At 42.1% G+C, this 21,128-nt stretch carries 22 protein-coding genes; 16 read left to right on the top strand and 6 right to left on the bottom strand.

Going from position 1 to position 21,128, the window contains the following annotated elements; translation table 11 throughout:
* The first annotated feature begins 4 nt into the window (after positions 1–4).
* From NST57_RS18850 to NST57_RS18815, 7 genes are all read left to right on the top strand, one after another.
* Positions 5–283 carry a hypothetical protein gene (locus tag NST57_RS18850; RefSeq protein WP_142153111.1) on the top strand — a complete coding sequence of 93 codons (279 nt, stop codon included), beginning with the start codon at positions 5–7 and terminating at the stop codon, positions 281–283.
* A gap of 51 nt (positions 284–334) precedes the next feature.
* Positions 335–1,168, top strand: a complete 834-nt coding sequence (locus NST57_RS18845) for a PRD domain-containing protein (protein WP_142153109.1) — start codon at positions 335–337, stop codon at positions 1,166–1,168.
* Between the two features lie 255 nt (positions 1,169–1,423).
* On the top strand, positions 1,424–2,812 hold the full coding sequence (locus tag NST57_RS18840) for a sucrose-specific PTS transporter subunit IIBC (RefSeq protein ID WP_341299061.1): 1,389 nt from the start codon (positions 1,424–1,426) through the stop codon (positions 2,810–2,812).
* 20 nt (positions 2,813–2,832) lie between these two features.
* Positions 2,833–4,290 (top strand): sucrose-6-phosphate hydrolase, encoded by a 1,458-nt coding sequence (locus NST57_RS18835; protein WP_341299240.1) that lies wholly within the window; start codon positions 2,833–2,835, stop codon positions 4,288–4,290.
* 427 nt (positions 4,291–4,717) lie between these two features.
* Positions 4,718–5,833, top strand: coding sequence for a hypothetical protein (locus NST57_RS18830; RefSeq protein WP_341299060.1), 1,116 nt, complete (start codon positions 4,718–4,720; stop codon positions 5,831–5,833).
* A 561-nt stretch (positions 5,834–6,394) separates the two neighbouring features.
* Positions 6,395–6,649 carry a hypothetical protein gene (locus NST57_RS18820; protein WP_008359596.1) on the top strand — a complete coding sequence of 85 codons (255 nt, stop codon included), beginning with the start codon at positions 6,395–6,397 and terminating at the stop codon, positions 6,647–6,649.
* A gap of 154 nt (positions 6,650–6,803) precedes the next feature.
* Positions 6,804–7,880, top strand: a complete 1,077-nt coding sequence (locus NST57_RS18815; protein ID WP_341299059.1) for a chitobiase/beta-hexosaminidase C-terminal domain-containing protein — start codon at positions 6,804–6,806, stop codon at positions 7,878–7,880.
* A 44-nt stretch (positions 7,881–7,924) separates the two neighbouring features.
* Here the strand turns inward: NST57_RS18815 and NST57_RS18810 are convergent, their stop codons facing one another.
* Both NST57_RS18810 and NST57_RS18805 read right to left on the bottom strand, forming a co-directional pair.
* Positions 7,925–8,734, bottom strand: coding sequence for a bifunctional hydroxymethylpyrimidine kinase/phosphomethylpyrimidine kinase (locus tag NST57_RS18810; protein ID WP_341299058.1), 810 nt, complete (start codon positions 8,732–8,734; stop codon positions 7,925–7,927).
* 126 nt (positions 8,735–8,860) lie between these two features.
* Positions 8,861–9,148 (bottom strand): general stress protein, encoded by a 288-nt coding sequence (locus NST57_RS18805; protein ID WP_341299057.1) that lies wholly within the window; start codon positions 9,146–9,148, stop codon positions 8,861–8,863.
* A gap of 143 nt (positions 9,149–9,291) precedes the next feature.
* Here NST57_RS18805 and NST57_RS18800 point away from each other — a divergent pair, with 143 nt between their 5' ends.
* The gene (locus NST57_RS18800) at positions 9,292–10,119 is read left to right on the top strand and encodes a glycosyltransferase family 2 protein (RefSeq protein ID WP_341299056.1); all 828 of its coding nucleotides are present in this window, start codon (positions 9,292–9,294) and stop codon (positions 10,117–10,119) included.
* On the top strand, positions 10,116–10,802 hold the full coding sequence (locus NST57_RS18795; RefSeq protein WP_008343640.1) for a uracil-DNA glycosylase: 687 nt from the start codon (positions 10,116–10,118) through the stop codon (positions 10,800–10,802). Before NST57_RS18800 ends, NST57_RS18795 begins: the two co-directional genes overlap by 4 nt.
* Positions 10,803–10,828: 26 nt before the next feature.
* On the opposite strand, the gene NST57_RS18790 is transcribed toward NST57_RS18795, so the two are convergent.
* Positions 10,829–12,187, bottom strand: coding sequence for an aldehyde dehydrogenase (locus NST57_RS18790; RefSeq protein ID WP_341299055.1), 1,359 nt, complete (start codon positions 12,185–12,187; stop codon positions 10,829–10,831).
* Positions 12,188–12,359: 172 nt separating this feature from the next.
* Here NST57_RS18790 and NST57_RS18785 point away from each other — a divergent pair, with 172 nt between their 5' ends.
* The 3 genes from NST57_RS18785 to NST57_RS18775 all read left to right on the top strand — a co-directional run bounded on the left by NST57_RS18785 (position 12,360) and on the right by NST57_RS18775 (position 14,475).
* Entirely contained in the window at positions 12,360–12,692 is a 333-nt protein-coding gene (locus NST57_RS18785) for a YwdI family protein (protein WP_017360122.1), read from the top strand.
* A gap of 33 nt (positions 12,693–12,725) precedes the next feature.
* On the top strand, positions 12,726–14,036 hold the full coding sequence (locus NST57_RS18780; protein ID WP_007497786.1) for a purine/pyrimidine permease: 1,311 nt from the start codon (positions 12,726–12,728) through the stop codon (positions 14,034–14,036).
* Positions 14,037–14,103: 67 nt separating this feature from the next.
* Positions 14,104–14,475 carry a DUF423 domain-containing protein gene (locus NST57_RS18775; RefSeq protein ID WP_003215282.1) on the top strand — a complete coding sequence of 124 codons (372 nt, stop codon included), beginning with the start codon at positions 14,104–14,106 and terminating at the stop codon, positions 14,473–14,475.
* A gap of 57 nt (positions 14,476–14,532) precedes the next feature.
* On the opposite strand, the gene NST57_RS18770 is transcribed toward NST57_RS18775, so the two are convergent.
* The 3 genes from NST57_RS18770 to NST57_RS18760 form a co-directional block, all read right to left on the bottom strand.
* Entirely contained in the window at positions 14,533–15,150 is a 618-nt protein-coding gene (locus NST57_RS18770; protein WP_007497783.1) for a cupin domain-containing protein, read from the bottom strand.
* Positions 15,151–15,281: 131 nt separating this feature from the next.
* Positions 15,282–15,812, bottom strand: coding sequence for a spore coat protein GerQ (gerQ, locus tag NST57_RS18765; protein ID WP_173408391.1), 531 nt, complete (start codon positions 15,810–15,812; stop codon positions 15,282–15,284).
* Positions 15,813–16,009: 197 nt separating this feature from the next.
* Entirely contained in the window at positions 16,010–16,684 is a 675-nt protein-coding gene (locus tag NST57_RS18760; RefSeq protein ID WP_341299054.1) for a YIP1 family protein, read from the bottom strand.
* Positions 16,685–16,859: 175 nt separating this feature from the next.
* Between NST57_RS18760 and NST57_RS18755 the strand changes: the two genes are divergently transcribed.
* Genes NST57_RS18755 through NST57_RS18740 form a run of 4 tightly spaced genes read left to right on the top strand, consistent with a single transcriptional unit; the run spans position 16,860 to position 21,127 of the window.
* A complete protein-coding gene (locus NST57_RS18755) occupies positions 16,860–17,630 on the top strand; it encodes a glycosyltransferase family 2 protein (protein ID WP_035702641.1) in 771 nt (256 codons plus the stop codon).
* A 6-nt stretch (positions 17,631–17,636) separates the two neighbouring features.
* A complete protein-coding gene (locus NST57_RS18750) occupies positions 17,637–19,055 on the top strand; it encodes a capsular polysaccharide export protein, LipB/KpsS family (protein ID WP_142153089.1) in 1,419 nt (472 codons plus the stop codon).
* A 21-nt stretch (positions 19,056–19,076) separates the two neighbouring features.
* Complete coding sequence (locus NST57_RS18745) at positions 19,077–20,255, top strand: aminotransferase class I/II-fold pyridoxal phosphate-dependent enzyme (RefSeq protein ID WP_142153087.1); 1,179 nt, start codon at positions 19,077–19,079, stop codon at positions 20,253–20,255.
* Positions 20,252–21,127, top strand: a complete 876-nt coding sequence (locus tag NST57_RS18740) for a GNAT family N-acetyltransferase (protein WP_341299053.1) — start codon at positions 20,252–20,254, stop codon at positions 21,125–21,127. The genes NST57_RS18745 and NST57_RS18740 overlap by 4 nt, the downstream gene beginning before the upstream one ends.
* Position 21,128: the final 1 nt, after the last annotated feature.

Genomic DNA, 21,128 nt, shown 5'->3' with positions numbered 1-21,128 from the left:
TTCAGTGAAGAAATGGAAGAACTGGTTGAGTGTATGGTTTGGTTTTGTGATGAATGTGCTTGTGAATCCTGGTGAGCTGCTGAAGAAGCAAGGGGTGAAAGTGGCAGCAGTGGACGGAAGATTCTTTCTTGCAGTGAATGAGAGAAAGCTAGAGAAACTGGCAGATGAAAAGAAGAAGAAGCGCAGGACAGAAAAGACGTTTCAAGAAAGTCTGATGATGCTTGATGAAAAGACAACGAGAGAGGCGCGTGCCGGTCCGCTCTTATCTTTACAGAAAAGTTGAAACAGGGTAAAATCCCACATAAGACACGTTATCTGTGGGAGAGGATGCCCCTTGAAGATATATAAAATATTGAATAACAATGCAGTGGTTGTAAAGGAGGGTGATCAGGAGAAAATTGTGATGGGGCCCGGAATTGCTTTTCAGAAGGGGAAAAATGACGTCGTTCCCGTTCAAAAAATAGAGAAGATTTTTGTTGTGCGTGAAGAAAATGAGAAATTCAAACAAATTCTTGCGACATTGCCAGAAGCGCATATTGAGGTGGCAGAGCATATTATTAGCTATGCAGAGGGCGAACTCATGATGCCGCTCAGTGATCATATCCACATATCACTGACAGATCATTTATCCTTTGCCATTGAGCGCATTCAAAAAGGCATTGTCTTATATAATAAATTGCTTGGTGAGATCAAAGTCTTATATAAACAGGAATATGACATTGGAAAGTATGCCATTCGTTATGTAAAGGAGCGGCTTGGGGTTGACCTGCCGGACGATGAGGCAGGGTATGTGGCACTTCATATTCATACGGCCAAAATGAATACGGAGTCCATGAAGAAGACGGTCAAATACACAACGATGATCAAAGAAATGATCGAGCATATCGAAAGTGTTTTTGAGCGCTCGATTGATGAGGATAGTATTTCATATCAGCGGCTTGTGACACATTTGAGGTATGCATTAGGCAGGTTGGAATCGAATGAAGCATTTCAAATCATGGACGATGACATGCTGACTTTTATCCAAACAAAGTATGATTCGGCTTACCGGTGTGCACTTGGACTGGCTGATTTGCTGAAAAAAGAATATGGACTTCATCTCCCTAAATCGGAGATCGGCTACATCACGCTGCATGTTCAGCGTCTGCAGGATGCCGAATTGGTGTAAAGGTTGTGCCTGTCCGCAGGCTTTTTTTTATGCACACTACTCTAATTAGTGTATATGGGTCATTTGATTTGAAAAAATAGGTTGACGCAGGTCACGCTCTTATACTATGATGAAAGCGTAATCAAAAACCAATATCGTGGGATTGTGACTGTCAGGCAGGCAAGACCTAAAATTTGCGTAACGAGGGGACGTGTATGTCCTTTCATCGTTGGTGAATTTTAGGTCTTTTTTGTTTTAAAAAAAGGGGGAGACAACATGGATTATCAAAAAACAGCCAAAGAATTAACAACATTATTAGGCGGCAAAGAAAATGTCATCAGCGCAACGCATTGTGCCACACGACTCCGATTGGTGATGAAAGATGAGGCGTTGATTGACAAAGATGCCATTGAAGAACTTGAGGGTGTGAAGGGTGCATTCTCAAGCTCGGGTCAATTCCAGATCATATTTGGAACAGGTTCTGTCAACAAAGTATATGAGCCTTTTGCTCGTGAGACGGGTCTTGAGGCAGACGACGAGAATCAAAAACCTGCCAGCCATGATGAAGCCGTGAAACAAAAAATGAATCCACTTGCACGTTTTGCTAAGACGCTATCGAATATTTTTGTACCAATCATGCCGGCAATTATCGCAAGTGGTTTATTACTGGGTCTGCTAGGTATGATAAAGGCCTTTAAATGGGCTGATCCAAGCTCCGCCATCTTCCAAATGCTTGATATGTTCTCAAGTGCTGCCTTTATCATTTTACCGATTTTAATTGGGGTTAGTGCAGCAAAAGAGTTTGGTGGAAATCCATATTTAGGAGCTGTCATTGGGGGGATTATGATTCACCCGAACTTGCTGAATCCTTGGGGACTGACAGACGCAAAACCAGAATATATGCATCTATTTAACTTTGATATTGCTCTTCTTGGTTACCAAGGAACGGTCATTCCCGTATTATTGACTGTGTATATCATGTGCGTGATTGACAAGAATTTAAGAAAAGTTGTGCCGAACAGTATTGATTTACTTGTGACACCGTTTGTGACGGTGATTGTGACTGGATTTGTGACGTTTATTGCTGTAGGACCGCTAGGAAGAATGCTCGGTACAGGAATCTCAAATGCACTCACTTATGTTTATGACCATGCAGGATTCTTAGCTGGGCTGATTTTCGGAGGAGCTTATTCTTTAATTGTACTGACAGGTGTTCATCATAGCTTCCATGCGATTGAGGCAGGACTTCTGAATGATATTGGACGGAATTATTTGCTGCCGATCTGGGCCATGTCCAACGTCGCTCAAGGCGGAGCAGGGCTGGCGGTCTTTTTCTTAGCAAAGCGTGCAAAAACGAAAGAAATTGCTTTACCAGCAGCATTTTCTGCTTTCTTAGGTATTACAGAGCCGGTCATATTTGGTGTGAATCTTCGTTATCGTAAGCCATTTATTGCTGCAATGATCGGAGGTGCATTAGGCGGGGCGTTTGTCGTCTTCACGAAGGTAGCCGCCAACGCTTATGGTTTAACAGGGATTCCGATGATTGCCATTGCAGCCCCATTCGGTTTACAAAATGTGGTAAATTATGTTATTGGTATGTTAATAGCTGTTGCTGTTTCATTTATTCTTACCATCATCTTTAAAGTCAAAGAAGTCGAAAAATAATCAAGGAGTGGTCACCAGTGATGACAATAACGGACGCAGCACTTCGTCAAAAGGTAACAGATCGTATTCGAAACTATGAGCATTTGGTGAAAAAAGATGTGTACCGTCAGAACTTCCATTTAATGCCCCCAGTTGGTCTTTTAAATGACCCGAATGGATTGATTCAGTGGAAGGGAGTCTATCATGTATTTTATCAGTGGCAGCCATTTAAAACTGGACATGGGGCAAAATTCTGGGGTCACTACACATCAACCGATCTAGTGAATTGGCAGCATGAAGAGGCTGCCCTCACGCCAAGTGATTGGTTTGATCAAAATGGCTGTTATTCTGGCAGTGCAGTCATTGACGATGGTCGTATGTATGTGATGTATACCGGAAATGTCCGTGATGAGCAAGGGAACCGTGAGACATATCAATGTTTAGCTGTTTCAGAGGATGGGGTTCATTTTGAGAAAAAAGGTGTCGTGGCGACTTTGCCAGCAGGATTCACTGCACATTTTCGTGATCCGAAGGTGTGGAAGCGGAATGGAAAGTGGTACATGGTCCTTGGAGCACAAAGTGAAGATCTCAAGGGACATCTTGTCTTATTCACATCTGATACATTAGACAATTGGACGTTTCAAGGCATTATTGCAGGCAGTGGAAAGAATGGATTAGATCATTTCGGATACATGTGGGAATGTCCAGATCTGTTTGAATTAGACGGTCAGGATGTATTGATCGTGTCACCACAGGGGCTGAAGCCTGATGGATTCAAATACAACAATACACATCAATCTGGTTATTTTGTTGGTACATTGGATGATCGTACCTACCAATATACACATGGAGCGTTTGAGGAGCTGGATCGTGGCTTTGACTTTTATGCACAGCAGACTTTTCAAGATGAATCGGGCAGACGCATTTTAATGGGATGGATGGGTGTACCAGATCAAGGGGAAGAGCATCATCCAACCATTTCTTATCAATGGATCCATTGTTTGACGATTCCGAGAGAGCTTCGTTTAGATGATGAAGGACGTCTTATTCAAAAGCCGGTAAGCGAACTTCGATCTATGCGGACAAATGAGCAGGAGCATGTTTTTCACGTTAAACGATCTGTTCACTCCATTCCTGTTGAAGATTTGACGAGCGCAGAGGTATTCATTGATCAAATAGAAACACAAAAAGGATTTGAATGCTGTATCCGTGCTGCTGCTCGTATCATTTATGATAAAGATGAAGGCAAACTAACGTTAGAGCGAGATCGATTTGAAGATCGAACAAAGGAAGTTCGTGAAGTAGAAATTGAGGAATTACAGGATCTGCATATCTTTATTGATGCATCATCGATTGAGATTTTTGTCAACGGAGGCCGTGAAGTATTTACTGCACGTTACTTTCCTTCCCCGGGAAATAAATCAATCTCCATCAGTGGTAGAAATGAAACGAAGCTTAAATTGAAGACGTGGCATTTGCAAAAAGAAGCAGATCATTGATCTGCTAAACAAGTAGAGAAAATGTCTACGTCTGCTACGCCTTGGTTAATTCTAAAGAAAAAAGAAGCCACTCCTAGACATTGATGTTTCAAGAGAGAATTAGAGGAAACAGGTTGTCATTACGAGAGAGTCATCAAGATGTTGGATCGAGTAGGCAATAAGAAAATGTACCTGGGTGAAAAAGAGACTATTACGAATAGTCTCTTTTTTAATTTAAAAATTCACTCAAAATTAACATGTCAATTCATTATATATTAAAATATCCTTAAAATTCTATTTATGTTTACGTAATACATATTAACTAATAATATGGTAAATGTGGACCGCGCTAATAAGTAATTGGAGGTAGTAATATGAAAAAATATATTAAGCAGTCGGGGATTTCCCCGATTGCTTTGCTTGTTTAAAATTGAAGGGAGATGATTGAATGAAATACTTTAAGTTACTTTTATTATCTTGCGCCATAGCACTTGTTTGTTCAGCATGTTCAAAGAAAGAGGAGGCTGTGGATGACTCTTCTAAGGGAGAATTGAGCCATATGAAAGATAGTAAATTTGCTATCATATATTCACAGGCAATGGACAGAGGATGCGAGATGGTCAACTACAACGATAAAGGAAAGAAATTGTCGAGTATGACAATGAAAGACTGCGTAGGATTTACTTCTTCTACTCAAAGCAATCATAATATCTACTTTTCATCTAATAGGTCTAATTACCATGTGTCTTTAAATAAGAAGACTGGCAAGGTAGAGCCTTTGAATACAAAATCACTTTCAAAATCTACAGATGACGAGGGTGCATTCTTTATTAACTACTCTAATGGGTATGTTCTACACGACATTAACGTTGGCTTTACAGAGAATGGCTTAGTAGGAGAATTAGTATACTGGAATGAAGATGACAACGATAAAAATCAAGTTGAATTAGAAGGAGAATTAACAACAGCTATATTTGAAGACAAAAAAATCTATGCCATTCTCAGTAATGATGAAAGTGTAACAATGTCTTCAATAAATCCTAAAACCCATAAAGAAAAACGAAAAAAGTTAGACGTAGACTCAGTATTCTTCCCTGACAATAATGAGTCTTTGAAGTCATTAAACAACGAAGAGTTAATACTTGCCTTAAACGATGGCGTTGACAGTAAACAGGAGTCTATGTTGGTTGTACTCGACAAAAAAACTCTCGATAAGAAAAGAGAAATAGTAATGGATAAAGGATTCACTATCTACAAGACAAACGTAGACGATGATAAAGTAACGATAGTCTCCTATGAAGGAGAAATTAAGACATTCAACAGAGACCTCAAAGAGATATCTTCTGAAAAGATTCCACTTAATTTTAAATCAGATGACGAACGTTTAGAAGAGGCTAAGATTTTAGACGACAAGATTTATGCATTGGTAAGAATGTTTGAGAGAGATAAGAATGGAGTTATTGGCAGAATTATTGAATATAATATTGAAAGCAAGGAATCTAAAGAGATATCACTAAAATCTGATAAAGATTGGGAAATGACAAGCATGGAAGTTATAAGATAGCTGTATAGGAGAGTGGAGTATATTTACTTACATGATCTTCAACCCATGGGTCTGTGTTATTCACATTGCCGTTGTTGTATTTAGCTTGGGGAGTTATTGGCTATTTAATTTTTAAGAAGGTTTATGTGGTTCTAATGATCACATTTATCACATCAACCATTTTCATATGATTATACTTAGTCTTACAGTTGTCAATAGAAAGAAAGAGGATAAACTCAATCGGAACTGTCGTTCATTTTTGCAAAAAATAAATGTTGTTTGTGAAAAAATGTTCGGTTTATGGGAGACTTTTTTTCATTAAAGCACTTCATCATACTTACGCAAAAAATTGTAGAAAAACATGGCTTTCTCTACAATCTGAGCAGATCAATGATCTGCTTTTTTCTAGTGAGATCAGCCTGTATCTTATAGCCTATATCATGTATATACAAGGTTGGCCTAAAGCGGTTTGATGACGTTTTACATATATGATAACAGGTTTAATTATGGTATCATTTTAAAATATATACAGCTGAGGCTGACGTTTATCCAAATGCGGTAGGACAAAAAGGGGTTGTTTACTTGAATTCAAAACAGCAGCCGACGACTAGAAAACGCTTGGAGACAATGGCAGATCATGTTGAAGATAAACGTGAAGAATATAAAGAATTGCTGATTCAAGTCCAATCTATTCTCGGTGAACCTTCTCTAGAGCAGGAAGAATTAAAAGAGAAGCTGTCAGATACGTATAAACAAATGAAAGAATATGCCTTATTTGTTGAATCCATTGAAGCCTTTATTCGAAAAATGGCGAAAGAATCCGATCAGCAAAAGTAGGTAAGAATGTATGGTGAAAGAGTGTACCTGGGTGTGGGTATGCTTTTTTTATTTTAGTCAGATCATTCAGAAATTTAAATGAAAACGTTGACATTTCTTTTTTCATGATACAAAATAAATAAAAATTCATCTTAGCATATACAGGAGGAACGATATGAACCATGCAACCAAGAAAGGTCTGATTACCTCTATTATTGTCCTATTTTTTATGAGTTTTCTTCATCCTTCCGTTTCATCTGCCCGAACGCAACACACATCATTTTTTACACCTACTGCCTCCGTACCATCTGGTCAATATTATCGCTCACAAGAGGTGGCACTCCATTCTAAGGTGCCAAAGGCTTCTCTTTATTACACAACAGATGGCAGCCAGCCGACAACTCAAAGTCAGCGATATACAAAGCCTATTCAAATTGATACCGATACGACTTTAAAAGTAAGCGTTTACAAAAATAGGCATCGCCTTGCTACGTCTACGTACAATTATCGTTTTGTCACACGAGAAGACATTGCCTCATCTTTTTTATCTTTTGAATATCAAGGAATGCCTTATCGATTATACATTCCGAAAAATCATAAGAGGGGTAAAGCTTATCCTCTCGTCCTTTTCTTACATGGAGGAGGGGAGCGGGGGACTGATAATCAAAAGCAGCTACTTGCAAATGATGGTGCAGTTTTATGGGCTTCTCCTGAAGTTCAAAAGAAACATCCTGCATATGTTCTAGCGCCTCAGGCCCGAAATGATGTGGATGGAGGTTTTGCTTTAACAAGAAACTCGCAAAATGAGATTGACCTGACAAATGTGTTTCAATTTTCACCAGATTTACACAAAGCGTATGAAGTGCTTCAGCATGTGTTAACTTCTTATCAGATTGATCAGAAAAGGATTTATGCGACTGGTTTATCTCAAGGCGGATTTGGCTCGTATCAGTTGAACATCACATATCCTCGTTTGTTTGCAGCGATGATTCCTATTGCGGGGGGTGCAGATCCAAGTAAGGCAGGAATTTTAGCGCACAAGCCAATATGGGCATTTCATGCAGAGGATGATTCCATTATTCCTATCAGTTATGCGAGAAATACAATTCAAGCTATTCAAAAAGCTGGTGGAAGACCGATTTATACCGAGTATGCAAGCAAGTATGGGTATGATCATGCATCATGGACGCCTGCTTATGAGACGCCAGGCTTAACAGATTGGTTATTTGCACAGAGACTCAGTTTACGATAACAAAAAAACCGATTCACCCAAGCGGCGGATCGGTTTTTATTGTTTTATTTGTCCAAACGATGTTCGGAATGTTTTGTTGGTCCGATGTATTCGTTTAGTTGGAAAGAGCCTTTAATGGCAGCTGTGATGAATTCTTTTGCTGCATAAATGGCTTCTTTCACGTCTGAGCCGTTTGCTAGTTCAGCTGTGACTGCGGCTGAGAATGTGCAGCCTGCGCCGTGTGTGTATTCTGTGTCGATCTTATCTGTTTCAAGGCGTTCGAAGGTTTGTCCATCATAAAGCAAGTCAATCGCTTTATCTGGGCTTAGCTTACCGCCGCCAGTGATGACCACATATTTTGCACCAAGTTCATGGATGCGTTTTGCGGCTTCTTCCATTTGTTCCATTGTTTTGATCTCGCCAATGCCGCTTAATTGACCTGCTTCGAAAAGGTTAGGTGTGATAACTGTTGCCAGTGGTGTGAGCTTTTCGCGCAATGCTTCAGCGTGCTCTGGATAAAGGACTTCGTTCGCACCTTTACATACCATAACAGGATCAATGACGACATTTTTCAGCTCATATGTTTTGATCGTTTCAGCTGCGAGTTCAATGACGTCAACTGTTGGCAGCATACCTGTTTTTAACGCATCTACACCGATGCCTTCCACGATCGTCGAGAGCTGTGCGCGGATGGTTGATGTATCGATTGGAAACACTTGATGATCCCAGTTGTTATGAGGATCCATTGCAACGACAACGGTTAAAGCTGTCATCCCGTAGACGTTTTTTTCTTGAAACGTTTTTAAATCTGCTTGGATACCTGCACCGCCGCTTGAATCCGAACCTGCGATGGTGAGTGCTTTATTCATAGACATAGTTGCTGAACCTCCAATGTGATGTGTAACAGTTACTGTTCTATCCCTTATTATAATCAGCTTTTCCATTTATCACAATGAAACGGCATAAAAAAGCGTTCCACTCTTCATGGAACGCCTCATTCTTTATCTTTTACAAATCACCAATTTCCCTTTTTTCAGCTCCTCTAAAAGCGTTAAGGCTAATTCTTGATCGGCGCCGGTCGACATCATTTTGGCCATCAGTTCATCATCCCTGGTGCGAATGACATTGGCGATTTGATCTAAAATCCCTTGATCGACAGCTGTCATGCTCTTTGCTTCCGTGTACTCAGTAACGGTATCAGAGCGTTCGGGGTCATACGCAAAAACAAACACATCGTCCTTTGCTGATTGTATCTTCGATCGTCTGTTTGGCTTCTTTACTATTATCAACTGTGAAAAATTCCATCATCATCACTCCTTTTCATCAAAAATTCCCATTTTCTCGATCAATCAAACCGTCTTTTATATCATGAGAAGAAAGCCGATTTATGTTTTAATGAAAAAGACGAATCTATTAAAGGAGTTAGGCCGATATGAAGATTTCTTTATTAATTGTGACACATAACCGGCTGAGCGCATTGTGTGAACTGCTTGAATCCATCTCGAGACAAAGCGTACAGCCTTTTGAAATTGTGGTCGTAAATGATGCAGGAGAGCGAGTGGACGTGATTCAGGAACTCTATCCCAAGCTGCCAATCCGCTTGATTCATTTAGATGAGAATGTCCAGCATGTGAACGCAAGAAATGTTGGCGTGCGTGAGCTGACAGGTGACGTCATTATGCTGAGTGATGACGATGATTATTTTACACCTTGTCATATTGAACGTATGAGCAAGGCGCTGGAAGACGCTGATTTTGTCTTTTCGGATGCGGAAATTGTTTCGTTTGAAGAACGAGGTGCGACTCGTTTTCCAGTATCAAGACGTTTGTTTGCTTATACAGCGGACATTGAGGACATGCGTGTTTTTTCTACATATGTTCCTTCTGGCAGTATGTACAAACGCCGCATACATGATGAGATTGGCTATTTTGATCCAGCGATGCATCACTACTGGGACTGGGACTTTTTCCTGCGTGTTACGCAGCATGCACGAGCCAAACGAGTGCCGACTGCCAGTGTGATCTATGCGTTCTTTGATGGTGGGGGCAATCAGTCGAGTGATCTTGGTGAAACAAGGAAGAACTACTTAGATGACCTGAGTGAAAAGCATGGGCTGGGTGATTTGCCGACAGCAAACTTTGCTGTCCTATTAGAAGAACCAGCGATGAAAAAACGAGAATCAGAGAGTGAGATTGTATGGGATGGAAAACCGATGATCTCAAGATTGGCACAGCAGACAGAAGGAGGACAACCGCAATGAAGCCATTTTTAAATGATAGCTGGTGGGCTGTGATGAAAAGTGAATTTGAACAGCCGTATTATCAGGAATTACGTGAGTGGGTAAAGGAAGAATATCATACGCAGATCGTGTTTCCAAAGCCAGATGACATTTATCGTGCACTCCATTTGACGTCGTATGAAGATGTGAAGGTCGTGATTTTGGGACAAGACCCTTATCATGGCCCAGGACAGGCACACGGATTAAGCTTTTCTGTTCAGCCTGGTGTCAAACATCCGCCATCTTTGAGAAATATTTTTCAGGAGCTAAAGGATGACCTCGGCTGTCCGGTCCCTAACCATGGCTCGCTTGTCAGCTGGGCAGAGCAGGGTGTCTTGCTGTTAAACACCGTGCTCACTGTAAGAAAAGGGGAAGCGAACTCGCATAAAGGCAAAGGCTGGGAACGTGTGACAGACCGCGTCATCGACGTCCTGAATGACCGAGATCAGCCAGTCGTTTTTGTGCTTTGGGGCAGACATGCGCAAAATAAAAAAGAACGCATTGATCAAAGTAAGCATTACATCATTGAGTCACCTCATCCAAGTCCTTTTTCCGCAAGAAACGGCTTTTTTGGCAGTCGTCCGTTCTCAAAAGTAAACGCCTATTTAAAGCAAATGGGGATCGATGAAATCAACTGGTGTATCAAGGACATCGAATCAAAATAGGACGAGGGAAAATCCCTTCGTCCTGTTTATTTTAAAAATTTGCGGACAATGTCGAGTCCGTTTTTCGCATTTGGATATCGGAAAGAAAAATCAAAGCGATTGGTCTGGCGCAGGACGCTTTTTTCATGCGTAAAGGTGAAAAAGCTTTCCTTTCCATGATATCGTCCAATACCGCTTTCGCCAACGCCACCAAATGGTAAGTATGGAGTGGCGACATGCATCAGCGTATCATTAATGCAGCCCCCGCCAAATGAGAGGTTGTCTAGAATATAAGCTTCTGTTTCTTTATTTGTTGTAAATAAGTAAAGAGCGAGCGGCTTCGGTCTTGCCTTAATCATGTCAGCTGCCTCTTGAAGAGAGTCAAATGAGATGACAGGCAAAATAGGTCCGAAAATTTCCTCCTGCATCACAGGGTCTTCCCATGAAATGTGATCTAGAATGGTCGGTGCGATTTTGAGCTCTTGTTCATTGCGCTGTCCACCTGTCACAATCGTGCCATTTGAGAGAAATTGTGAAAGTCGATCAAAATGACGCTGGCTGACATTTTTTCCGAAATGCGGATTTGTTTCAGGCTGGTTCCCGTAAAAGTCACGGATACAGGTCGTCATTTCACGCAATAGGTCCTCTTTGATCGATTCATGAACAAGTAAATAGTCTGGTGCAATACATGTTTGACCAGCATTTGTGAATTTACCAAAGGTGATTCGTTTTGCAGCGAGCTTGATGTCTGCATCAGGCATGACAATGCATGGACTTTTTCCGCCGAGCTCAAGTGTGACAGGTGTGAGATGTTTTGCGGCCGCTTCCATGACGACTTTGCCGACGGCTACACTTCCAGTAAAGAAAATATAATCAAAAGGCAGTTTCAGAAGCTCTGTGCTGACATCCACACCGCCTTCAACGACCGCTGCAAGATCTTCTTGAAACACGCTTTCCACAATCGTGCCAATCACGTTTGAGACGTGCGGCGTTAATTCTGACGGTTTTAAAGTAACGGCATTTCCCGCAGAAATGGCTCCAACTAATGGCGAAAGGGCCAATTGGAAAGGATAGTTCCAAGGGGCAATAATCAGAACACTTCCGTACGGTTCCTTAATGATCATACTTTTTGATCCGATATGGGTCAGAGGTGTTTTCGCGCGAGATGGTTTGGCCCATTTGTGAAGATGTTTGACGGTATGATTGATCTCTTCATATACCATGCCAATTTCTGTTGTATAGGCTTCCTGTTCGGATTTATGTAAATCATGGGCTAAGGCTTGTAATATGTCCTTTTCATGATGTTTAATGGCTGCTTTCAAATCGTTAAGAAGACGGATTCGTTCTTGAACCGCTGGTGTTTGCACGTTTTTTTGTTTGTGAATGAGTTCAGTGAGTTTGCTCATCTTTCAGTCCTTTCAAAGACGATATTGTTTCTTTATTATTATGTGTGAATCTTGGGGAAGGGTCAAATAAGATGAACAGAAGCACACAGCTTTGAAAAAATGAACCCATTCGGTTTGTTCATTTGGTAAAATAATGTTGGAAAACGAATTTTTTAGATTGGAGGGTCTACCCTTGAATATTCATATATCAAGTCTGCTTCAAAAAATGGAGGAAGCCATTCAAAAAGCAAAACAAAGTGGAAATGATGAAGAGGTGAAACGTCAAGCGGCGGTCATTTCTTCACTATGTGATGTCATTCTCGACACATCATCACAGGTGCAAATGCCGCAGTCTTCGGTTATTTCACCACCTCCATCTATACAGACACCATCTGCACCGGCTGTGTCTACGGATCAAGCTATGTTAGAGAAATTGATGGGCACTAGCGGTGCAAAGAAATTTCAGCATAAAGAAGAGGGGCAACAAGAGAAAGAGGGCAACGGTGACTCTATTTTTGATTTTTAATGGTCTTGTCACGACAAAGGGAAGGTGATCGGGTTGAAACTATTTTTGGGCGCCATTCAGTGGATGGCATTTTTTATCGCAGCTTCTATTGCTGTGCCGATTGCGATTGCACAAGCATTTGAATTAAATCAAGTGCAGTCGGCGGAACTGATTCAGAGTACATTCTTTTCACTTGGACTTGTGGCGATGGTGCAGTGTTTATGCGGTCATATGCTGCCGATCAATGAAAGTCCAGCAGGGCTGTGGTGGGGGGTATATACCCTTTATGCAGGCATGACAGGGACGATTTTTGCTACATATCCTGAAACCTTGCAAGCGTTACAAGGGGCGTTAATTTTTAGTGCTGCGTTCTTTTTTATTTTTAGTCTCTTTAAAATCATTAATTGGCTTGCGTCTTTATTTACGCCGGTTGTCACAGGTATTTATTTGCTGCTGCTTGTTGTGCAGTTAAGTCAGCCAATTATGAAAGGGCTGATGGGGATTGGCTATCGGGGAAATCAAGTAGATGGGCTTGTCTTTTGTCTATCGATCTTGATTATTGTCATCACCTTCATGATCAGCCGCTCAAAATGGCATTATTTAAGACAGTTTTCTGTGTTATTCGCACTTGCAGGCGGTTGGCTGTTATTTGCTTTACTCGGACTAGCGAAGCCTGTTCGCATTCCTGAGCAGATCATTGAGTTTCCAAAACTGTTTCCGTTTGGCATGCCGGTCTTTGACAGTGGACTGCTTGTCACGTCCTTTTTTATTACGATCTTACTCATTGTGAATATGCTGGCAAGTATTCGAATTGTGGAAAGTTCCGTGAAGGCATTTGGTGAACTGCGTGAGCGGAAACGAGCCAGACCGGCTGGTTTTGTCGCCGCATTTGGTCATTTGCTGAGTGGACTGATTGGTGCGATTGCGCCTGTTCCTATTTCAGGGGCAGCGGGCTTTATACAAACAACAAAAATTCCATCGAGAAAGCCATTTTTTCTTGGCAGTTTGCTCATTGTCCTCATTAGTTTATTTCCATTATTGATGAGCTTTTTCTCTGCATTGCCGTCACCTGTGGGGCTTGCTGTGAACTTTGTGGTGTTCTCTTCTATGATTGGGATTGCCATGTCAGAATTTGATCAGTATGAAAAAGAAGACATCCCGCGCATTCGATTTGTGCTTGGCATCGCTGTTTTAGCAGGCGTGGGCGCAATGTTTGTGCCACAAGGGGCATTGAAAGGCATGCATCCTGTGCTGATTTCTTTATTGAGCAATGGTCTTGTTCTTGGCACGCTGATTGCGATTGTGGTCGATCAAGTGCTGCTGCGAAAGAAGAAGAAATCCGACAATCTCGTGTCAGCATCATAGGAAAGTTGAATGTTGGATGAGACCCGCGCTATGATAAACATAATTGATGAGATAAGGAGAATGACGAATGAAACTATTTTTCATATTAGGTGCCATTAACGCCATGCTTGCGGTTGGTCTTGGGGCCTTCGGTGCACATGGACTGGAAGGGAAAATTCCTGAAAAGTATATTGAGATATGGAATAAAGGGGTTCAATATCAGATGTTCCATGCCATTGGCCTGTTTATTGTCGCCTTTCTGGCAGATAAGCTGTCAGGTGTTTCCCTAGTGCCGACCGCTGGCTGGGTGATGCTGGCAGGCATTCTTTTCTTCTCAGGAAGCCTTTATGTGCTTGCCTTGACTCAGGTGAAGATTCTAGGTGCCATTACGCCTATTGGCGGAGTGGCATTTATCGCTTCCTGGATCATGCTGGTGATTGCAGCAGCAAAAAATTTATAAGATAAAAAAACCGATGCTCTCATAGGGACTGACCCCATAGGGGCATCGGTTTTTTTCTTAACTCCAATAAGGAGAATAGTTCGGAGGTGCTTGATAATAAGGAACATAGTGAGAAGGGGGGACAGGGTGCGTTTGTGCCTCTTCCTCCCGGTGGCAGAACGGTCCGATAAATACACCAGGTTTCACAGGCTGCGTCGCCTGCTTCCATTGCGTTTCGTTCATGCAATAAGTATGTGCCATGATGTGAGAAGGCGTGAGGGTTAGAAGGTCTGAACCTAAGATGACTTCTGGCGTCGATGCGTTAAAAATGGCTAACAAATGGGTTTTGTCCTGCAAGGCGACTTCGTAATGCCACCAGCCTTGTGGCACATTTGCCACCTGCCCGGGGGTAATGGTATAGGTGGACAGCTTTTTAGTGAATGGGTTCAGCATGGATACAGCAGCAGAGCCGGCGATACAATAAACAAGCTCGGCAGCATTTTGATGATAATGAGGCTCTACTACTTTGCTTTTACTCAAATATATATCCAGCAGAGATACTTGATCGAGCGAATTTAATTGTTTTTTTCCTAAAACATTAATCAGGTTGTGTTGATCATATTTCACAAGGGGGCTTTGGTTCAGATCAAATGAATATTTGACATTCGGCGATGTATAATCCAGCTCAACAGTCATTGATGTCACCTCTAGGCGTTTAATAAAAACTACTAGGCATCTTATGAGCCTTCCCCCGAAGGTGTGTCAAAAACCTAGACAAAAGAAAAAAGCAAGGGCGTCTGCACCTTGCTGCTGATATGGCCTTGAGGTTATCTTGGGGAATACGTAGACATCGAGTATGGATAGTCATATTGAATTTCCCCATCAAACGTAATGTAATCAAGATAGATTGTTAACAATAAGTATCGTGTCCCTGTTTTGTTATCACTAATGATAATGTGATCACGTCCTGCGGCCTCAATGACACCTCTAAATATTTTTGAATTCCATTCTTTACTTGCCTCAAACGTCATATAGATCGTGGCTACTTTGCCGCGGTTTAATCGTAAAATATTTTCAATATAGGACTGCTCAAGCGGCAGCTGACCGGTGACGTTCTGCTGATAAATCGGTCCAGAAGGAATTTGATAGGGCTGCCCGCCACTTTGCCCGCCTTGACCTCCTTGTGAAGTACCAGTAGACGGCATTGGCGAATACCCCTGCTGCATTTGACCCTGCGTTTGGGGAGGGACTGAATAACCCATCTGCTGCGCAGGATACGGATTTGCTCCATATTGTTGCTGGCGAAAATCTTGACCTTCGAAACCCGAACCTTGCCCAAATTGATTTTTCAATTTCATAACGTTCCTCCTCTTTCCTCATGGTGTTCTAAACAGAAGGCTGAAAAGCGCCTGTTGTTTCCATAGCATTCTTTTTCTCTTTCACACTATGAGACAGGAAGAGAGAATATGTACATTGAACGAAAAAAAGGAACTGCTTTGTGCAGTTCCTCAGTATTCAGACAAACCCCGTACTCGTACATCTAAGGAATACCTCTTTACATCAACCAATTCATAGCCCGCTGGACGTCATAGAGAAGGGTCATCGTGAGAAAAAATAAGGCGATCGGTGTGATGGCAATGATAAAGGCCTGCCATATTCTCAGCTTCATCACAGCAACAAGGCCTAAAACAGCCATCCCAAATATCCATGTCTTGGTATACGCATCAACCAGTGGTAAAACACTGAGATAATACCATACTTCATAGTGCTGGTCTAAATAGGGTGAGATTTTCACAAATGTATACGGACCAAGCAACCCCACAGTAAAAATCCAAGTAAGAGCAAATAAGGTGGAAGGAAAAATGACCGTCAGTGTGCCAGCTTTGAGCACATCTCGATACGGCGCTTTACTGCCAAAAAACAGTCGTCCTAACCACTGTAAAATGAATGAACCGAAAAATAGAAGAAAATTGCCTACTAAAATACCAAAACCTGCTCCGTGTAACAGAATAAAAGGATATGGAATATGATTGCCCATATACTCACTAAAATACCCTTCGTACATCCAGCTTGTACCAGCGATACTTGCAAGGAGTATCATCAGCCACATGGGAATAGAGGTATGTTCATATGAGCGAATAATCGTTTTTGTCGCGACAAAAATTTTAAAGAATCGAAAAAAACCTTTTGCTTCCTCTTCTTGGTAGAGATCACTCTTCATATACTCCAATGTTCTTTACTCCTTTAATACACATAAATGATTACTTATATTACCAAAATTTTTACGTTTTTCAAAGATAGATCATGAAAAAAATCCAATTTTATAAAAAATAGGTCACTCTACAGTCTCTTTAAGAGGAGACACATATGATAACCATAGTTTAAAAGAGACCGAGGTGAAAAAATTGACGAAAGTAACGGTCATTATGACGAGCTACAACAAAGCGGCCTACGTTGGCAGATCAATTGAAGCGGTGCTGCAGCAGACCTTGTCAGACCTTGAACTTTTTATCATGGATGATGGATCAAACGAACAAACCCTTGCTGCTATTGAGCCTTTCCGTAAAGATCCACGCGTCCATTTTATCCAAAGCGGGGTGAAAACGCTGGAGGAAAGAACGGCGAAAACACGCTATGCCGTCCTCATTAATCAAGCATTAGAACAGGCAAAGGGCGAGTATATTTCCTATGCCACAGATGACAATGTCTATGCACCAGACCGTTTAGAGAAGCTCACGAAATATTTAGATGCTCGTCCGAATGAAGAAATTGTCTATTCTAGTTCAAAAGTTATCTATTTAAATAGCGAAAAAGAGCCAGTAAAGGAAACGATTCGACCTGCGCAAACGGTGCAGTGGAATGCACCTTGTGCCATTGATCACTGCTCGGTTGTACATCGTGCATCCATTTTAACAAAGATTCGTGCTGAGTTTGGATCCTACTGGGACGAGAGTCCGCATTTTTATCGAATAGGGGATGCGCGGTTCTTTTTTAGATTAAATCACTTTTATCCGTTCTACCCTTTTGATGAGGTATTGGATACAAACTACATCACAGAACAGTCTATTCATTATCAGTTGGCAGAAGATGAGAAAAGCGATTTTATTCAAGCACTTCCTCCGCAGTCTACCTGCAGGGAGCTCCGTCATATATTAAAACAAAGACATGGGAGGTGACCTTAAGTGTCGCATTATATTCATCATTATTGGCAGGTGTACTTTGAGTATGTGAATCTGATGAAAGACTTATCCTATCGCCACATCCCCCTTGGATTAATCAGTAATTTTTATCAATACATCAGCCCTGAAGTGAGGGAACGTATGGAAGATGAGGCGTTTGGTGAAGAGCTGACAACGACTTGTCCAAAGCCGCAAGACATTCAGCCATTTTTTGATCAGCATAAACAGCAGATCAAGCGTACCCCTTATCGTCCGAGTCATGGAAAGGTGCTTCTTCACTTTGAACACTTACGTTTTACTGAACAAAATTACACGCGGTTCCATCCGAACCAAACAGTGGTGCTCGCGCGCTGGAAGAAGGCTGATTATTTCGGATTACCAGTGATCAGTAAGCCGGAATTAGCCGGAGAGGTTAATAAAGAAGCCCATGTTGAATATATTGAAAAAGCAAATGCTCTATTGAAACCTTACGCCCAGCATCCTGTCTTTGGCAATGTCTTTTTTAGAGAAAAGCTTCGGAAGGACATTGTGCAATTTATTGATGTGATTGACCAAATAGAAACGCTATTTGAGATGCAGCCTATTGCAGCTGTTGTTGTTGGTACGACGGAGGATGCTTATAGCCGTGTGCTCGCCTTGCAAACCGTGAAGCGCCATCTCACAAGTATTTGTCTTCAGCACGGTGCGCTCATGGGAGACGAAGCCTTTTTGCCGATTTTCACCACCTGCCACGGAGTGTTTGGAAAATATGAAAAGGACTGGTATGTAGACAAAGGCTGTCAGCCTGAGCAGGTGGAGATCACAGGTCACCCGAGATTTGATTTGGTGCAGGAGCGAACACCGCTTCAACAGGAAGTGGTCTTTCGTAAATTGAACTTCAACCCTGCCCAAAAGACTGTGCTTGTGGCAACACAGCCGTTTTCAGAAGCCTTTTACAGTGATGTTCTTAAAACGATTGCAAAACGGAAAGACATTCAGCTGATTATGAAGCCGCACCCGTGGGAAATCGCTCGAAATCGATTAAATGACTACACAGCGATTGAACGTGCGGGGAACCATGTGAGATTAATTAAAAAAGAGATCGACTTGTATGACCTCCTGCCGTATATGGATATGGTCATTACGCTCACATCAACAGTTGGTCTGGAAGCAATGCTCTTTAAAAAGAGTGTACTGATTGGAAAAATGACAGAAGGCAGAAGATATCCTTATTACGAGTCGCTTGGCAGCTGCCACATGGAAAACCCTATTGAGCTGGCCGAGAAAGCGATCCGTATTTTATCGGATGAACAAGAAATGAAGCTGGCGAAACAGCAAGGGGCTCGTTTCATTCAAGAGCATTATCCGCATGCACATGCACAATCGACCGATGTTCTGCTTTCTCTGCTCAAAACAAAAACAGGCGTGGATTTTCAGAGATGAAGATAGGGGTGTGCAAGCGATATGGGACAAAAGAGAGCACAATTTCTTCCTTATGCACTGCCTTTTATTGAACAGGAAGAAATTGATGAAGTCATTGGAACATTAAAGTCCGGCTGGTTGTCCACCGGACCAAAAGTTAGACAGTTTGAAGAAGAGTTTAGGCAGCTGACTGGAGCGAAGCACGCGATAGCAGTTAATTCATGTACAGCTGCTCTATTTTTAGCGTTAAAGGCGAGAGGTATTGGAGCTGGTGATGAGGTCATCACAACGCCTCTGACGTTCTGCGCAACAGCCAATACGATCATCCATACGGGGGCAGCCCCTATTTTCGTGGATATTGATCCGGCGACACTCAATCTAGATGCGGAGAAATTAGAAGCGGCCATTACACCACATACAAAAGCGGTTGTCCCTGTACATTTTGCTGGTCAATCGTGTGATATGGACCGAATTTTAGCGATTGCCAAAAAGTATGATTTGTTCGTGCTGGAGGATGCCGCTCATGCCCTTTATACGACCTATCACGATCTTCCGATTGGATCAATTGGTGATGCGACCGCTTTTAGCTTCTATGCAACGAAAAACATAGCGACTGGTGAAGGCGGCATGCTGACGACAAATGATGATGCACTTGCAGCTAGAATCAGAAGGCTGGCGCTCCATGGCATGAGTAAGGGAGCGTGGAATCGTTATGGAGAAAAGGGAACATGGTATTACGAGGTCGAGGAACCGGGCTATAAAATGAACATGTTTGACGTGCAAGCATCGTTAGGGCTCGTTCAGCTAAGCCGATTGAAGGAGATGCAGACACGCAGAGAACAGATTGCGAAGACATACAATCAGGCATTTCAACATGAAGCTGGTCTCATCTTGCCGCCTGTACATGATGAGGGAAGACATGCGTGGCATTTATATGTGCTACAAGTTGATCCAAAAGAAGCATTGATCACACGTGATGACATGATTGATCAGCTGCAAAAGGAATATAAAATCGGAACGAGTGTTCATTTTATTCCCGTTCACTTGCATCCATATTATGAGAAGACCTACAACTATTCACCAGAGGATTTCCCTGAGGCACTCACTTATTACAAACGAACGCTCTCGCTTCCGCTCTATCCAAGTATGACAGATGAAGATGTGCAGGATGTCATCACGGCAGTCGTGTCTATTTTGAAAGACAAGAAGGCCTCTTCATGAAAGTCGTTCATGCAATAGACGATCAGGTGCTGGCATCTTGGCTGAAAACATATGATCATGAAGCGGAATGCATGGCAGGATTCAAGCAGTTTGCTCTTGTCAGCGGCGCTAAGCTCAAAGCAGTGCTGTTATACGAATGGTCCAAATGGGAGAGCGGCATTTTTGACAAGCATATTTTTCATGTGAAGTTTGTGGAAGCTGAATCAGCGCTGCTCTTTAAAGAATTGATGGAGAGATTCATCAATTGGATGAGAACAGAAAAATGTGATTTTTTCTTTTTACGGCTTGAGGCGGCTGATCTTGAAAAAAACCGCATTGTTCAAAAACTATCCCATGTGTATTATGTCGGTGGTCTGACTAGGCTTGAGGCACCGCCTGCCCTCATGGAGATGCCATTATCAGATCAAGATGTGGTGATGGGTGTGCCAGATAAGAAGGATTACGATGAGGCGGTCTTACTAGGTGATCAGGCTTTTGTGAAAAGCCGTTATGCCCTTGATCCATATTTAGACCAGCGTGTTGTTCAGCATTTTTATCAGGAGTGGATGAGAAACAACCTACTCGGACGCGCAGATATTAACCTCGTTGCCAAGGTGAATGATGAAGTGGTTGGCTTAATTCAAGGTATGACAAAGGGTCATGAGATGGGGCTTGAGCTTTTTGCGATTAGACCGGATGTTCAAGGAAAAGGGATCGGAAAAAAGCTGTTTATTGAGATGATGAAAGTGTCTCATGATAGAGGGCATCACTTCATTTCTGCGGGGACACAGCTTCATAATACAACAGCCATCCAGCTGTACGAAAAGATGGGGTTTAGGACAACAAATGCCTTTTTGTATTACCATGTGTGGCCGAAAAAAGGAGAGAGGTAAG

Origin of the sequence: Bacillus sp. FSL M8-0077, from assembly GCF_038050255.1 — a bacterium.
GTDB classification, from domain to species: Bacteria; Bacillota; Bacilli; order Bacillales; family Bacillaceae; genus Bacillus; species Bacillus altitudinis.
The sequence above is the reverse complement of the archived record's forward strand: the minus strand, read 5'-3'. Positions and strand labels throughout refer to the sequence as shown.

Coding starts and splice junctions, on each gene's coding strand:
- NST57_RS18840 (WP_341299061.1), top strand. CDS start 1,424: ATGGATTATCAAAAAACAGCCAAAGAATTAACAACATTATTAGGCGGC.
- NST57_RS18835 (WP_341299240.1), top strand. CDS start 2,833: ATGACAATAACGGACGCAGCACTTCGTCAAAAGGTAACAGATCGTATT.
- NST57_RS18830 (WP_341299060.1), top strand. CDS start 4,718: ATGAAATACTTTAAGTTACTTTTATTATCTTGCGCCATAGCACTTGTT.
- NST57_RS18815 (WP_341299059.1), top strand. CDS start 6,804: ATGAACCATGCAACCAAGAAAGGTCTGATTACCTCTATTATTGTCCTA.
- NST57_RS18810 (WP_341299058.1), bottom strand. CDS start 8,734: ATGTCTATGAATAAAGCACTCACCATCGCAGGTTCGGATTCAAGCGGC.
- NST57_RS18800 (WP_341299056.1), top strand. CDS start 9,292: ATGAAGATTTCTTTATTAATTGTGACACATAACCGGCTGAGCGCATTG.
- NST57_RS18795 (WP_008343640.1), top strand. CDS start 10,116: ATGAAGCCATTTTTAAATGATAGCTGGTGGGCTGTGATGAAAAGTGAA.
- NST57_RS18790 (WP_341299055.1), bottom strand. CDS start 12,187: ATGAGCAAACTCACTGAACTCATTCACAAACAAAAAAACGTGCAAACA.
- NST57_RS18775 (WP_003215282.1), top strand. CDS start 14,104: ATGAAACTATTTTTCATATTAGGTGCCATTAACGCCATGCTTGCGGTT.
- NST57_RS18770 (WP_007497783.1), bottom strand. CDS start 15,150: ATGACTGTTGAGCTGGATTATACATCGCCGAATGTCAAATATTCATTT.
- gerQ (WP_173408391.1), bottom strand. CDS start 15,812: ATGAAATTGAAAAATCAATTTGGGCAAGGTTCGGGTTTCGAAGGTCAA.
- NST57_RS18745 (WP_142153087.1), top strand. CDS start 19,077: ATGGGACAAAAGAGAGCACAATTTCTTCCTTATGCACTGCCTTTTATT.
- NST57_RS18740 (WP_341299053.1), top strand. CDS start 20,252: ATGAAAGTCGTTCATGCAATAGACGATCAGGTGCTGGCATCTTGGCTG.